The 14,744-nt window shown below is 49.2% G+C and carries 17 protein-coding genes; 13 read left to right on the top strand and 4 right to left on the bottom strand.

Features of this window, described 5'->3' with window-relative positions:
- The first annotated feature begins 1 nt into the window (after window position 1).
- From NSS79_RS31475 to NSS79_RS31460, 4 genes are all read left to right on the top strand, one after another.
- Window positions 2-724 (top strand): response regulator transcription factor, encoded by a 723-nt coding sequence (locus tag NSS79_RS31475; protein ID WP_038597350.1) that lies wholly within the window; start codon window positions 2-4, stop codon window positions 722-724.
- Between the two features lie 240 nt (window positions 725-964).
- Window positions 965-1,408, top strand: a complete 444-nt coding sequence (locus NSS79_RS31470; RefSeq protein ID WP_342437436.1) for a hypothetical protein — start codon at window positions 965-967, stop codon at window positions 1,406-1,408.
- 94 nt (window positions 1,409-1,502) lie between these two features.
- Window positions 1,503-3,581: a helicase-related protein gene (locus NSS79_RS31465; protein ID WP_342437435.1), complete on the top strand. Its 2,079-nt coding sequence runs from the start codon at window positions 1,503-1,505 to the stop codon at window positions 3,579-3,581.
- A complete protein-coding gene (locus NSS79_RS31460) occupies window positions 3,578-4,444 on the top strand; it encodes a ComF family protein (protein ID WP_342437434.1) in 867 nt (288 codons plus the stop codon). The genes NSS79_RS31465 and NSS79_RS31460 overlap by 4 nt, the downstream gene beginning before the upstream one ends.
- Before the next feature lie 5 nt (window positions 4,445-4,449).
- Here NSS79_RS31460 and NSS79_RS31455 read toward each other — a convergent pair whose 3' ends face one another.
- The 4 genes from NSS79_RS31455 to NSS79_RS31440 form a co-directional block, all read right to left on the bottom strand.
- A complete protein-coding gene (locus NSS79_RS31455; RefSeq protein WP_342437433.1) occupies window positions 4,450-5,157 on the bottom strand; it encodes an ABC transporter permease in 708 nt (235 codons plus the stop codon).
- 1 nt (window position 5,158) lies between these two features.
- Entirely contained in the window at window positions 5,159-6,070 is a 912-nt protein-coding gene (locus NSS79_RS31450) for an ATP-binding cassette domain-containing protein (protein WP_342437432.1), read from the bottom strand.
- Window positions 6,071-6,167: 97 nt separating this feature from the next.
- Window positions 6,168-7,127 carry a HAMP domain-containing sensor histidine kinase gene (locus NSS79_RS31445; protein WP_342437431.1) on the bottom strand — a complete coding sequence of 320 codons (960 nt, stop codon included), beginning with the start codon at window positions 7,125-7,127 and terminating at the stop codon, window positions 6,168-6,170.
- Window positions 7,124-7,831, bottom strand: coding sequence for a response regulator transcription factor (locus NSS79_RS31440; protein ID WP_342437430.1), 708 nt, complete (start codon window positions 7,829-7,831; stop codon window positions 7,124-7,126). Before NSS79_RS31440 ends, NSS79_RS31445 begins: the two co-directional genes overlap by 4 nt.
- A gap of 168 nt (window positions 7,832-7,999) precedes the next feature.
- Here NSS79_RS31440 and NSS79_RS31435 point away from each other — a divergent pair, with 168 nt between their 5' ends.
- From NSS79_RS31435 to NSS79_RS31395, 9 genes are all read left to right on the top strand, one after another.
- A complete protein-coding gene (locus NSS79_RS31435) occupies window positions 8,000-8,410 on the top strand; it encodes a TIGR03826 family flagellar region protein (protein WP_076109633.1) in 411 nt (136 codons plus the stop codon).
- A 103-nt stretch (window positions 8,411-8,513) separates the two neighbouring features.
- Window positions 8,514-8,801 carry a flagellar biosynthesis anti-sigma factor FlgM gene (flgM, locus tag NSS79_RS31430; RefSeq protein ID WP_038597336.1) on the top strand — a complete coding sequence of 96 codons (288 nt, stop codon included), beginning with the start codon at window positions 8,514-8,516 and terminating at the stop codon, window positions 8,799-8,801.
- Between the two features lie 12 nt (window positions 8,802-8,813).
- Window positions 8,814-9,314, top strand: coding sequence for a flagellar protein FlgN (locus NSS79_RS31425; RefSeq protein WP_342437429.1), 501 nt, complete (start codon window positions 8,814-8,816; stop codon window positions 9,312-9,314).
- 57 nt (window positions 9,315-9,371) lie between these two features.
- Window positions 9,372-10,967, top strand: a complete 1,596-nt coding sequence (gene flgK / locus NSS79_RS31420) for a flagellar hook-associated protein FlgK (RefSeq protein ID WP_342437428.1) — start codon at window positions 9,372-9,374, stop codon at window positions 10,965-10,967.
- A 14-nt stretch (window positions 10,968-10,981) separates the two neighbouring features.
- The gene (gene flgL, locus NSS79_RS31415) at window positions 10,982-11,899 is read left to right on the top strand and encodes a flagellar hook-associated protein FlgL (RefSeq protein ID WP_342437427.1); all 918 of its coding nucleotides are present in this window, start codon (window positions 10,982-10,984) and stop codon (window positions 11,897-11,899) included.
- A gap of 15 nt (window positions 11,900-11,914) precedes the next feature.
- Window positions 11,915-12,481 carry a DUF6470 family protein gene (locus NSS79_RS31410; protein WP_342437426.1) on the top strand — a complete coding sequence of 189 codons (567 nt, stop codon included), beginning with the start codon at window positions 11,915-11,917 and terminating at the stop codon, window positions 12,479-12,481.
- A 92-nt stretch (window positions 12,482-12,573) separates the two neighbouring features.
- Window positions 12,574-13,020, top strand: a complete 447-nt coding sequence (gene fliW / locus NSS79_RS31405) for a flagellar assembly protein FliW (RefSeq protein WP_342437425.1) — start codon at window positions 12,574-12,576, stop codon at window positions 13,018-13,020.
- Between the two features lies 1 nt (window position 13,021).
- On the top strand, window positions 13,022-13,249 hold the full coding sequence (gene csrA / locus NSS79_RS31400) for a carbon storage regulator CsrA (protein WP_342437424.1): 228 nt from the start codon (window positions 13,022-13,024) through the stop codon (window positions 13,247-13,249).
- A 282-nt stretch (window positions 13,250-13,531) separates the two neighbouring features.
- Entirely contained in the window at window positions 13,532-14,725 is a 1,194-nt protein-coding gene (locus tag NSS79_RS31395; RefSeq protein WP_342437423.1) for a flagellin, read from the top strand.
- Window positions 14,726-14,744: the final 19 nt, after the last annotated feature.

The raw sequence follows: 14,744 nt of genomic DNA, 5'->3' as shown, positions 1-14,744 counted from the left end.
GATGGAGAACCAAAGTTCTGGCAAATCGCCCATTAAGGTTCTTTTGGCCGATGATCATCAATTGTTTCGTGAAGGGCTGAAACGTATTTTAAATATGGAGGATGACATTGAAGTCATTGGCGAATGCGGTGACGGCATCCAGGTGTTGGAGTTTTGCAATGTCAATAAACCGGATATCGTGCTTATGGATATCAATATGCCTATCGAGAACGGTGTGGAGGCTACTCAAAAGCTGCGTGAAATGTTCCCCGAAGTCAAGGTTATTATTTTGTCGATTCATGATGATGAAAGCTATGTATTTGAAACGCTGCGTAAGGGTGCCAATGGCTATTTGCTGAAGGATATGGAGGCAGAGTCGCTTATTAACGCCATTCGTTCCGTCTGTGAAGGCCATGCATTTATCCATCCCAAGGTTACGGGCAAGCTGATTAATCAGCTGCGGCGCATGACCTATCTCAATGAGACGGGGGCAATGACCGAAACGGCCGTTAAGGAAGCAGGCGTCAAATTCGTTGCAGGCGACAACAATCCATTGACCCGGCGCGAGGCAGAGGTACTGCGGCTGATGGCCGAAGGCAAGAGCAATAAGATGATCGGAGAATACCTCTTTATCAGCGAGAAAACTGTTAAGAACCATGTAAGCAGTATTTTGCAAAAAATGGAAGTTGACGACCGTACTCAAGCAGTCATTAATTCCATCAAATACGGCTGGGTAACCCTATAACAGGTTTAACCTTAACTGAACGTTTTGGAGAATCCCAATGATCCGGAACAACATTACATAACAGACTGCAGCGATTCTGCTGTAATCAAACGTATTGTTTCAGTGCGCAGTTATATTCGATTTGGCAAAAATCTGATGTAAATATGTACCCGGCTATACCCAGTCTTGTTGGAACCATGGGCAGGCACCGACCTTTTAACTCCGGCATATAGTGTCGGTATACAGAGGAGGTGCATCTCCATGGTAGCCCAGTTAATCTGGATTGCGGTTATATACGGATCCGCAGTTGTCCTTGTTCATATTTTGCGCAACCGGGAACTGACCCGGCAGACAGCACGTTCTGGGAAGCGGCTGCATTATATTCTCATTACCCGTAATCATGAAGCTGTTGTCGAGTGGTATATCCGGGTAATCGGTATTCATGCTTTTCTGACTGGAAAGTTATTTCGGGTGACAGTAATGGACGATGATTCAAGTGATGCTACGATAGCTGTGGCTTCCAGATTGGCTTGCAGCGGTTCTTCCATTGATGTGGACCGGTTCATGCACAATCGTAGCTTACAGGCAGAAAGTCCGTTACAGCAGGGTATATTGGTCGATTTGCGGTTTCCCGGCACAACTGCTCCGTTGCCGTTTATGCGGATGCCGGAAAGCGGGGGATATCAATCAGAGCGCGGCGAATGAGAACTAAATACGCAAGAATCGGGTGAAGCACACTCTCCATGAATGGAGTGGTGTGCTTTTTTGTGTCTCAGGATAAATTAAGGAGGGGTTGCGGATGAGGGTTGCCCTATACGCTGTGAAGGATAAGGAACGCTGGCATCTGTGGGTTTCGCTAGATATCCAGGTAGACAATGTCTGGTGGAGCGGGGCGGGAGGTGAAGGCTGGAATGGACAGTCTGCGGACAAACGGGTATTACTTTCTGCGGATCTACCGCTCGGTTGGGCAGTCAAACTTCGTGACAATGTCAAACCTGTGAAGGGCATGCAGGAATGGACGGAAGAACATTGGGCTGGCTACCTGGCTAATCTTTTGCAGGCTGAGATTAATGAGGAGCGGGAAGCGGGGGGCGAATGGAAGAACAGTACCCAGGTTCATCCAACCGCCAGTTTTAAGGAGCGGACTGAGCGTTTTGCACTCAGTGCGCAGGCGGATCGCTTAGTGGAGGCACTGTCCGGCCGGTCTTTGCTGCAGTCTGAAGTTGAAGCCCTGCTGGAGGAGAAGGATCCGGAACTGGCAAACGCTTGGCAAGCTGCAGCGCAGCTCGCACATTTGCAGGGGCGGCTGAAGCTTGAGGCCGCTTGCAGCAGGGCTGAAGAGAGCAAGAGGAAACTGCGGCGATGGAGCTCGGGAGTAGGAAAGAGAGGTAAGAAGACTGACAGCTTACAGAAGGCTGCAGGTGAGGCAAGGAGAGAGCGGGGAAGTAAGGAGGTGGGAGGCGATAAATGGAGTGAGAGCAAAGGCAGGGATGTCCGTGCGCGGCTGCCCAGCGCAGGCGGCCTCCTGCGTGCTGCGGCGCTTCGCCTGCCGCGGCTCCGCTTGCCCCTGCGCGGCGCTGTCGCCCGCCGCGCTGACATGCGCTGCCTGCGCTGCGGCAGCGTCGCCACCGGCCGCACGGCCTGCGCCGCGTGCGGCCTCACCGGCTGCGCCTACTGCGAGGCCTGCCTCGCGCTCGGGCGCAGTCGGGCCTGCGCGCTGCTGCTGCGCAGCGCGGCCCTTCCGGCCGTACGGTGTACGGCCGGGGTCAGTCCCACCGTAGCAGCGCGCCGGTGGGGGCTGAGCAGCGCGCAGGCGGGAGCCGCCGGTGCTGCACTGGGGTTCCTGGCGGAGCCGCGCCAGCGCTCCGCCGCCCAGGGCCCAGAGCGGTTCCTGCTCTGGGCGGTTACAGGAGCGGGAAAGACGGAGATCACTTTCCCGCTCCTGGAGGCGGTGCTGCGTGCCGGGGGACGCGTACTGATAGCGACGCCGCGCCGCGACGTCGTACTGGAGCTGGCTCCGCGGCTGGGCCGGGCGTTCCCGGACAGGACGCTCTCCGTGCTATACGGCGGCAGTCCGGACCGCTGGGGCCAGAGCCAGATGGTGCTGGCGACCACCCACCAGCTGCTGCGTTTTCATCAGAGCTTTGATCTGGTCATAATTGACGAGCTTGATGCGTTTCCCTACGTCAATGATCCAATGCTGGCCTTTGCGGCTGAGCATGCGTGCAAGCCGGACGGCCGTTTTATCTATTTGTCGGCGACGCCGCCAAAGGAGCTGCAACGCCAAGCACGCAACGGCAGACTTCCGCATGCCAGAGTACCTGTGCGTTTTCATGGTCATCCACTGCCCGTGCCGCAGCATCTGACCATGGCGCCGGTACAGCAATGCTTGAAGCGCAGAACACTGCCCGGGAAGCTTAAGAAGGCGCTGGGCAGTTCTTTTGCCCGGGAAGCGCAAATATTTGTGTTTGTGTCGCGGATTTCCCATATTGCCGGACTGCTGTCGCTTCTGCGCCGGAGTTTTCCAGGCAAAACCATTGAAGGCACCTCATCTCAGGATCCGGAAAGAACAGAGAAGGTGGCGGGATTCCGCAACCGGGCAATCTCCCTGCTGGTGACAACTACGATTCTTGAACGGGGAGTAACGGTCCCGCGAAGCGATGTGTTTATTCTGGATGCTGACAGTGGTCTGTTCGATGAGGCCTCACTTGTCCAGATGGCAGGCCGGGCCGGGAGGTCAAAGGACGCTCCAGACGGATCGGTGATCTTCTTATCTCCGCAGTGGACAAGGTCACAGCGCGGAGCCATTTCGCAGATTCGGACAATGAATGCCATTGCCCGCAGGCAAGGGTTGATAAGCAAGGAGAGATGGATATGAAATTCTCACTCTTAAAGCTGGCAAATGTTCGATCCTTATTTGCCCCTTCTCTGCAGCAGTGCCTGATCTGCGGGAAACACAGCCAGCCCGCAACAGAACTGCCTGGAGTCTGTGCGGGCTGTGAAGCGGCTATTCCCTGGATTCGCTGTCCGCGCTGCAGTAAATGCGGACGCCATGTCGGCTGTCCCGATTGTACCCGCAGCAGCGAGCCAGGTCCTATCGTGTGTAACCGCAGTGCGGTTGCTTATACGAGTGTGATGCGTGAGCTTCTGGGACGGTACAAATATCGCGGCGATGAGAAGCTGGCTTCAATGCTTGGCCTGATGCTGGACAGGGCATATTCCATTCTGAAGGAAGAACGGGAGCAGCTAATGCACAGCAGCCGTCCGGTGCAGAGCAGATTCTCAAACACCACACTTTCTGCCAGAAAAAAGGAGCGGAATCGCTTCTGGGCGGCCGACTTGCTGGTTCCTGTACCTGTCAGTGACTCCCGGCTCGTGGAGAGAGGATTCAACCAGGCCGAGCGGCTGGCGGAGATTCTATCCCGGCGCAGAGGGATACCGCAGCTCCCGCTGCTGATCCGTACCCATCATACCGGCAAACAGAGCTTTAAAACCCGGGCCGAGCGGCTGGCAGATATGAAGCACGCTTTTGCCGCTAGCCGAGATTCTAAAGTTCTATCAAGTTTTGAAGATCTGTTGGAATCATTGAATCCGCAGGACCGGCCTTTGCAGATTATCATTGTTGATGATATCTATACCACAGGAAGCACCATACGTGCGTGCGCGGAAACGATAATCCGGCTAAGCGCGAGTTTGGGCTGCACTGCGGAAATATACAGCTTGACCTGGGCCAGATCTTAGAGCGGTCATTTTACTTCCATTTTGAAGGTATGCATGAGCAGCGCAGCCAGCGAGACCGGGAACACAATTACAATCAGCATTACGATCTTTCCGGTCTCGATGTTTCCAATATCGGATACATAGGGGGCAGCCACCACGGAAAAAGGCGAATACCAAAAATATTTGCTGCCGCTGAGTCCAAGACTCAGATTAGTAATCGTAGCAGCCACTGCCACCAGCACGGGTACAAGCAGGGAGCGGCTGAGCTGGCTGAGCAGAGCGAACAGAGGCAGAACCGCAAGCTGACCCAGCAGGAATAGCCCTGCGCGAGCCAATTGATCGGTTAGCAGTTCTGTAGGCAACGGCTCTCCTTTAAAAATCCAAATGGTAATATACATCCCTATAAATTCAATAAACGTGCTGACCAATAAAATCAGGAAAGCTATGAATAGTTTGGTGAATATAATCGACATTCTGGAGCGTGGATAGGTGTATAACACGGAAGCCGTAAAATCTGTATATTCCTTGGAGATGATCTGACTGGCTATTAGAGCAATCCAAAGGGTTACCGTCATGAATGCATACATCAGCTTTTCATTCGAGAGATAACCTTCCCAGGACATGGGTTCTCCGAGGCGCATTACCATAAACAACAATGGGCCAAATAGGCTTACTTCGGGGAGAGCCCAGAAAAGCGGCGATTTTCGGAACTTAAGCCATTCACAGTACAGCATGTTAGTTCAGCTCCTTTTGGCTGGTGACATGAATGAAGAAATCCTCGAGTGAGTCGGCGCGGATGGCCAGCTCTTTCACTTCAATCCCGTGCACCACCAGCTGGCGGTTGATTTCACCGCTGTTGTCGAAGCCCTCGTACAAACGGAGCACTCCCTTTTCCCATACCTGGAACTTGTGAATTCCAAGCTGGCGCTCCAATAACACGGCCGTCTGCTGATCATCGTCTACCTTAAGCTCAAGATAGTGGCGGTTTTTGCCCTGGATCTCTTCATAATCCAACTGCTCAATGAGTCTGCCTTTATGCATAATACCGATCCGGTTGGCCATAAGCTCAATTTCGCCCAAAATATGACTGGAGATCAGCACGGTCAATTCCCGCTTCTTCTGCAGGTCTACAATAAGCTCGCGGGTATCCTTAATGCCAAGGGGGTCAAGCCCATTAATCGGCTCATCCAGGATAAGCATGTCCGGACGATGCATGAGTGAACGGGCAATGCCGAGGCGCTGGCGCATGCCGAGTGAGAGCTGTTTTGCCTTTTTATGTGCGGCCTGCTGCAGACCGACCAGCTTCAGGTGCTCCATCACGGATTCCCTCTCGGGAATGCCGCTCATCCGGCGGTGAATTTCAAGATTCTCAGCGGCAGTCAGGTGTGGATAGAATCCCGGGGTTTCGATAATTGAGCCAATCCGGCTGTAAAGCGTTCTGTGCAGCGGATTGCCAAGCCATTCGATGCTGCCGGAGGTAGGCTGGATTAATCCCAAAAGCATGCGTAGGGTCGTAGTTTTTCCGGCTCCATTCTGGCCGAGAAGACCATAAATATCACCCTGGCGCACGGTCAGGTTCAAATTTTCAACCACGGCCGCGTTTCGGTAGTGCTTGTTTAAGTCACGGGTTTGCAGAATAGGAATCATTGATTGTCTCTCCTCAGTAAAGGTATGGACTCAGCTTAGAGGAATACCCTTACTTAACTATGACTTAATTCTTACTTTTTCTTTAATATTCCACAATTCAGCAAGAGGAAGCCTTAGACAGCTGCAAAATAAAAGAGGTGCGTTCCCCTGGTATCGAAGCGGCATGGAGACTTCCCCCCTGCTTGAGCGCCAGCTGTCTGGCTATCGTGAGTCCCAAGCCGCTGCCGCTGCTGCCGGATGTGCGGGCAGGTTCAATGGTGTACATTCTTTCGAAAATAAGCTCCAAATTCCCCGGTGAAATCCCCGGTCCGTTATCCCAGATTTCAAGCGAAATGTGATCCTCGGTTTCGGTGAGCCGAGCCCCGATTATTCCGGAGGAAGCGCCGTGCCGCAAGCTGTTGGACAGCAAATTGCCTACGATGCGTTCCACAGCCATGCTATCACCAAGCGCATACAAGCGTTTTTCAGGAATCTCCACAACAGGCTCCAGTGACAGGCTGAGAAAAGAAGGATAGAGGCCGACCAGCATTTCCTTGGTTAATCTGTTCATGTCTATGGGGACGTTTTGCAGGGGGAGATCCCCGGCTTCAATCTTCGCCAATTGAAAAAACTGATCCAGCAGCTCATACATCGAACGGGATTTCTTATAAGCAATGTTCATGAATTGTTTCTGCTCCGCCCCGCTCAGATTCTCATCGGTTTGCAGTACCTCTAAGTAGCCCATCACAGAGGTCAAAGGAGTACGTAAGTCATGCGAGATATTCGATACCAGCCGTTTATGTGCGTCCTCTGCTTGCCTTGTACGGGATTCAGCATCTTGCAGACGATCCAGAAGTCTATTAATGCTGGAGGCTAACTTGCGAAGTATAGGATTTTCGCTAAAGACCCGAACTCGCTCGTTAGGTAGAGACTGTCCTGGTTCTGTGAAGGTAGTCTTGTTCAAAAGAAACTCATGGACATGATTCAGTTCGCGATGAAGCCGCAGTAAGCGGATGGCAAGGACAATGGCCAACAGGACAGCAAGAATCAGGCTGATAAGAAGGATAAGAACTGTCATGCTTCACCCCATTTGTAGCCCATCCCCCAGACTGTGATGATATGCCGGGGGAGGGAAGGGTCCTCTTCAATTTTGGAGCGCAATCTGCGGATGTGTACAGAAATGGTGTTTTCCGCACCAGCACCTGCATAATCTTCACCCCAGATTCGGGTATATAGATTTTCCCGGGTAAACACTTTTTTGGGATGAGAGGCCAGCAAATAGACGATTTGAAATTCCGTGGCCGTCAGACCGAGGGAGACACCGTTTTGCAGGACTGAGCATTGCTCGGGATCAATTAAAAGATCGCCGCAGGAGATGTATGAATTGCTCTGTTCAAGTAGGGGATCGGCTGAAAAATCAATATACCGCCGGATAAGCGCCTTTGCACGGGCTATTAATTCAAAGATACTGAAAGGCTTAATGATATAGTCATCAGCTCCGCTGCCGAGACCGATGATTTTATCCGTTTCCCCGTCTTTGGCGGTCATAATCAGCACGGGCACGTAGCTGACCGCACGGATTCTTCGCAGTACCTCCAGTCCATCCATACCTGGCAGCATCAGATCAAGCAGTACAAGCTGAAAAGGGCCGTTGCTCTCAAAAGCTGCCTTTGCTTCAAGACCGTTCCCGATCCGCATGCATTCCATGCCTTCCTTATGAAAATATCGCTCGAGCAGCCCGGAAATTTCCTGATCATCTTCGATAACAAGAATACGAATCATATGATTTCTCCTTTGATATGACCGTTTGGCATATTTTTTGCTATTATAATATAATTAAAGCGATTTTTTAGCCGATACTAATCATAGACGGAATTTCTGCTATCATGTAATCTAGAGCATAAGACGTGCGATCACTGCAAAGAATGTAAGAAGGGAGCCGCTGCCGAAATGAATTTAGACAATTGTCCAAAGTGCGGCCGGTTATATGTCAAAAATATCATGGACCTGTGCCAGCCCTGTCTCAAAGAGCTTGAACATCAATATGAAATCTGCGTAGAATATCTGCGCAAAAACAGAGGCACCAATATTCAGGAGCTGTCCGATGCTACGGAGATTCCTATCAAGGAAATCACCCGTTTTATTCGCGAAGGCCGAATTTCCATAGCAAATGCGCCTAATATGATGCTGCCGTGCGAAGTGTGTGGAACCTTGATCCGTGAAGGGCATATGTGCGACAGCTGCCGCTCCCGTCTGACGAAAGATCTTGCAAATGCTGCCAAAGAAAGTGCTGCTGCGGAACCTGTTAAGAAGTCATCTGAGGGCGCCTACCGGGCAGTCGATAAGCTCCGCGGTATATAAATTCTGTAAAAAAACGTTTGCAGCTATAAAGAATGTTTCAACGTAGGCCGATAAACTTAGTAAAGATTATCGGCTTTTTTATATCAAAAGGAAGGTGGAAGTTATGAAAATTAACGAGACCGGACGAATTAATGCGATTAATCCGTATCAACGCAGTGCGGAATCGCAAAGGCAGGAACAAATGAAGAAGAGTACGCGTAAAGATGAGGTTTCTATTTCCGACGAAGCTATTAAGCTCTTGCAAGCCCAGAACAGCGGCAAGGTTGATGCAGAACGCGCACTTAAGATTGACAGCTTGAAGCAACAGGTCTCCGCAGGTACCTATGAAGTAGACGCAGCCAAACTCGCAGAGAAACTCGCCCCTTATTTTAAGCAATCCTCCGAGAATTAGGTGAACCCATCCATGGCATTGACGAAATTGCTTGAATTGCTTGAGCGGCTGGACGAAGCGCATCTTCAGATGCTGGATCTGGCCGCTGTCAAGAAACAGACGATTATGGACAACAAGGTGGATGGTCTTATTGACATCATGAACCGTGAGTCCAAATTAATGAAGCTGATTGGACAGCTTGAAGAGCAGCGCACGGAGGCTGCGTATGCCTTTTTGCAGCATGTGGGCATACGCTCCAACCTGAATCTGAATCTGACAGAGCTGTCCCGGCTTGTATTTGACCCAGAAGACAAATTACGGCTGCAGCAAATTCAGCAGAAGCTTTCAGACACAGTGCGTCGCTTGAAGAAAGCCAATGAGCTGAACCAGAAGCTGATTGAGCAGTCGCTTACCTTTATAGATTATTCCCTGGATTTGCTTGTCGGAAGACCGAACCAGGACTTTACCTATCATCATCCATCCGACAAGGGCAACAGCGCAGCACGGCCGGGCCTTTTTGACACCCGCGGATAGAATTGTATTTATTACTGGCTGTTTTGCCGGAGCAATTACAAGGGAGGACCAAGTAGCATGACATCGACATTTCACTCAATTGAGACCGCGAGACGAAGCCTTTTTACACAGACTGCTGCGCTCAATACAACCGGACACAACATTGCCAATGCAAATACGGAGGGCTATACCCGCCAGCGCGTGAATATGAAAGCAGCTTCACCTATTGAGGCGTATGGACTCACTAATTCTACCGTTCCTGGCCAGCTGGGTACCGGTGTAGAATTCACCTCCATCGAACGGATCCGGGAAATGTTCCTGGATGACCAATACCGTGGAGAAAGTGCCGCCAGCGGCAACTGGACCATCCAATCGGATACCCTTGATAAACTGGAGGCTATTGTGAATGAACCTTCAGATACAGGCATCCGGACCGTACTCGATAACTTCTGGAAGTCCTGGTCAGATTTGAGCAAGAATCCAGAGGACCCAACGGCCCGTAAGATTGTAGTGCAGACCACACAATCGCTCACTGATGCAATTAATTATATGAGCACCCAATTAAATAATCTTGACCGTGATCTTACCTCCAATATTGATGTAAAGGGGAAGGAAATTCAAACCTACCTCAGTTCTATCGTCGACCTGAACCAATCCATTGCCAAGATTGAAGGCATGGGGGATCAAGCCAATGATCTGCGGGATCAACGTGACCTGTTGACGGACAAGCTCTCCAAGATTGCTAATATTACGGTGGTAGATACGGACGCCGGATATAACATCTCATTGGGGGGACGGAATCTTGTGCAGGGAGCAGCGCTCGGCGCAACGGTAGACAGTGCGTTCCTTAATGCTGCTTATGACTCTGGAGATCTGAAGGCTGGAGAAGCTTACGGGATGATATTTTCCAACAGAACTTATGTCGCAGATTACAAGAAACAACTTGATACTTTGGCTAATACGATTGCTAATGGAGAGGTGCAGGTTACTATTCCGGCAGGCTCTACTGTTCCCGCAGGAACTACAGTACTCAAAGACTCAGAAATCATAAATGTAGACGGGACTAAGACCACACTGCTTGCAGGTACTGCAATTCCTATTCCTCTAACCGGCGATCTAAAAACTACTGTTAAAGGTCTGAACGGCTTGCATCAGTTGGGATTTGGTATGGATGGCAGCTCAGGCCGCGCATTCTTTACCCCTGCTGTCGCAGGTGAAGCTATCACTGCCGGCAATATCCGGTTGAATCCGGAGATTGCAGCCGACCCAAGCCTATTTGCAACTTCGCTGCGTGCAACTACTGATGCTGCTGGCAAGGTTTCAGTGATCAAAGGCAATAATACCTTGGCCCTGATGTTCAGCAATCTCAAAGATAATAATACATTTACTACAGCAAGCGGCTCTACAACAGGCACTGTCGGATCCTATCTCAGCTCTATGGTCGGCCAGCTTGGTATCCAATCACAAGAGGCTGCCCGCCAGGCAAGCAATTCGGACTTTCTGGTTGAGCAAGTGAATTCCCGCCGCCAGTCTGTAAGCGGGGTATCATTGGATGAAGAAATGTCGAATATGCTTGTATTCCAGCATGCTTACAGCGCCGCTGCGCGTTTTATGACGACTTTTGATGAAATGCTCGATAAATTGATTAATTCTACCGGCACCGTCGGCAGATAGAGGAGGAAGAGCATATGTTGAGGGTAACCTCCAATATGATGAATTCACAGCTGCTGCTTAACTTGAACCGCAATGCGCGTACAATGAACGATACACAGCTGCAGCTGGCCACCGGGCGGAAGATCAACAAGCCCTCCGACGACCCTGTAGGAATTACATATTCCTTGCGTTACCGTGCGGAGCTTTCGTCAAATGAACAGTACACCAAGAACGTAGACAGCGCAGTCTCTTGGCTGGATTATAATGATACAGTGTTAGGACAGGCTGGGGAGGTTGTTCAAAAGTTACGGGAGTTGACGGTGCAAGCATCGACGGGCAGTAATCCGCAGTCTGCTTTAGACAGTATAAATAAGGAAGTCCTGCAGCTTCAAGAACAGCTTGTGGATATTTCAAACAGCAAGCTCAACGGCAAATACATCTTTAATGGTGAGAAGTATGATACCAAGCCGTACGATTTTGCCAAAAATGCTGACGGTACCTATAATACTACTCAGGCTGTAATAACAGATCCTGGTCAAATTCAGTATATCGTAGGTGAAGGTGTACAGATGCCTATTAATTTGACCGGTAATGAGGTGTTCGGACATACTGCTGATCCCGACAATCTCTTCAAGACTATTAATAATATTTCAGCGGCATTGAGTTCCGGAAATTATTCAGCAGTCTCAGCAGAGCTTACTAATATCGACACACGAATGGAGACCATCTTAGCAGCCCGCTCCGAAATAGGGGCCAAAACCAATCGTGTTGAATTAATGCAGGATCGCCTGAGTGACCTTAATGTGAATCTTACGGATCTGCAAGCCAAGACAGAGGATGCTGACTACGAGGGACTGATCATGCAGTCTAAGATCCAGGAGAACATCTATAATGCTTCTCTATCCGTGGGTGCGAAGATTATCTCTACTTCTCTGGTTGATTTCATAAGATAGTGGAGGTGATCTCTGTTGATCCAACCTGTCGTACAAATACGCCAGTCTCCTGCTGTTATGAACATAGATGCAAATCCAGGCACATTTTCTATAAGACAGCCCAAGGCTGATGTGAGCATAACGACTACTCCAGGAGAACTTACCGTTCACTCCACTCGTCCAGAACTAACCGTAGATCAATCAAAAGCATGGGCAGCGTATAACGGTGGAAAAATGCTGGAAATGAATAAACGTATCTATTCCGGTATTGAGCAGTTGTATTTACAAGGAATTGCCAGACGGGTAGAGCAGGGAAATCGGATGGCCGAATTTTTCAAGCCAGGGAATACAATTAGTGAAGTGTATGGAACGGATACTTTGCCGAACTCCTTTCCTGAGATGCGTGGTCCTGCATCCTATGACAATGTGGACATTCATATTCAAACGCAGGCGCCGCAGCTTAGTTACCGGCCTGCACAGGTGGATGTGGAGATCGAAAGGAATGCTCCTGAGATTGAGTTCACCCGTGGCAAGCTGGATATTTATATGCAGAGTTATGGCTCTTTACAATTTATTCCGCCAGAAATCAATGTTCAAGGGTAGCTTCCAAGCTATAGATGTGCCTTACAGCGCCTCTATAGCTTTTCTGCTTTATATTTTTATACAACTTAATTTATACTTTAGGAGTGAATAACTTGATTATAGAAACGTTGTCTTGGGGTAGACTTGAAGTGAGTGAAGAACAGATCTACCATTTTCCCAAAGGGCTGCCGGGTTTCGATGAGGAAACAAAGTTCGCCTTAATAGCTATGGAGGAAGCGCCGTTCTGGTATTTACAGTCTGTGAACGATCAAGGATTATCTTTTCTTCTCGGTGATCCGTTTGCGTTTTATCCGACTTATGAATTCGAGTTACCTGATGAGGAGGCGGAAGAACTGGCAATTGGTTCAGATGTTGTTGTCCGCTGTATTATTACGCTTAAGGAGCAGACGGAGCAGTCCACCCTTAACTTGCTTGCTCCAGTTGTTCTGAATCCTTTGGAGAGACTTGGTAAGCAAGTGGTCCTGCATAGAAGCCCTTATCATACTAAACACAGCTTGCTGCAAGATCAATCCGTAATTGACGGAAAGGATGGTGGATGAAATGCTGGTATTGTCCCGTAAAAAAGGCGAGTCCATCGTCATACAGGATCACATTGAGCTGACCGTACTGAGCGTGGAGGGAGATACCGTGAAGATCGGCATCTCGGCTCCTAAGCATGTCGATATTTTTCGTAAAGAGGTATATTTGTCTATTCAGGAAGCCAATCGTGAATCGGTGGCACCGCAGCAGTCGGATCTTCATGCGTTAATTCATAAGCTTCGTGGTTGATTTCATCTAAAAGGTGCACTTCTCTTTGGGTAATGTCGCAGTTGACAAACACCATTCCACCAAAGAAATGAGCCCTTTTTTTGTTTTTTAATAAGGTAACTTTCGAAATGAATGATAACCTTTTAAAAAAAATATAGAAAAACTTTCTGTTTGCTCTACATAGTTTGCCTGGGGTTGTCGATATATAATTTAGACGCTGATCCTGCAGGGCGGCCGACCTTAATGGTTTGGCGTTTACCACATGGATGTGGAACTAACTTAATTTCAGGGAGGAAATATCAAATGATTATCAACCACAATATCGCGGCGATGAACACTCACCGCCAACTGACTTCTAACACAGCCAACACTAACAAAAATATCGAGAAATTGTCTTCCGGTCTTCGTATCAACCGTGCCGGTGACGATGCTGCCGGTCTGGCAATCTCCGAAAAAATGCGTGGTCAAATCCGCGGTTTGGATATGGCTTCCAAGAACTCACAAGATGCTATCTCTTTGATTCAAACTGCTGAAGGCGCATTGAACGAATCCCACAGCATCCTGCAACGTATGCGTGAACTATCCGTTCAATCTGCCAATGATACGAACACAGACTCCGACCGTAAAGAACTTCAATCCGAAGTTAAACAATTGGTTACTGAATTGGACCGTATCGGTAACACTACTGAGTTCAATACCAAGAAGTTGCTGGATGGTTCTGCAAAGGGTGTAACAGAAGCGGTTAAGGGTACTGCAAGAGTTAATAACAACTCTTCAGTTGCTATTACAGGTGAAGCTGCTTTTAATACAGCTGTTGGAACTGCAGGTACCGAATCCCTTGTCAATGGTGCTTACACAATTGTAAAGACTAATCAGACTGCTGCTGCTACATTTAACGCTGCTGATTACAAAATCATTGGACCAGACGGCGCAGAAACTGCTTCTGGTGTTAACTTCACATTGACTGATACAGCTATTACAACTTCAACTAGCGTAACGACAGCTGCTACTGGTTTAGCTGTGACATCCCTTGATGCAATGAAAGTTGGCGAAAGCTTAACTATTGTTTTCAATAAAGATGAAGCTGCAACCAGCGATCTTAAAGGCTCTATCATGACTCAAATTGGTGCGAACTCTGGTCAAACTGCATTTATCTCTGTTGGAGATATGCGTGCACAAGCTCTTGGCGTGAAAAATATTGATATTTCCACCAAGTTTGGTGCTGCCACAGCAATTGAGACCGTTCAAAACGCTATGCAAAAGGTTTCTTCCCAACGCAGTAACTTGGGTGCTATGCAAAACCGTCTGGAACACACTATCAACAACTTGGGTGCTGCTTCCGAGAACTTGAGTGCTGCTGAGTCCCGTATTCGTGACGTTGACATGGCTAAAGAAATGATGCAACAAACGAAGAACAACATCCTTGCTCAAGCTTCACAGGCTATGTTGGCACAAGCTAACCAACAGCCACAAGGTGTTCTGCAATTGCTTCGTTAATTTCTTCTCGTTTGACCAA

Source organism: Paenibacillus sp. FSL L8-0436 (assembly GCF_038593025.1).
Classification (GTDB): domain Bacteria; phylum Bacillota; class Bacilli; order Paenibacillales; family Paenibacillaceae; genus Paenibacillus_AQ.
This window is presented reverse-complemented; position numbering and strand designations above follow the sequence as displayed.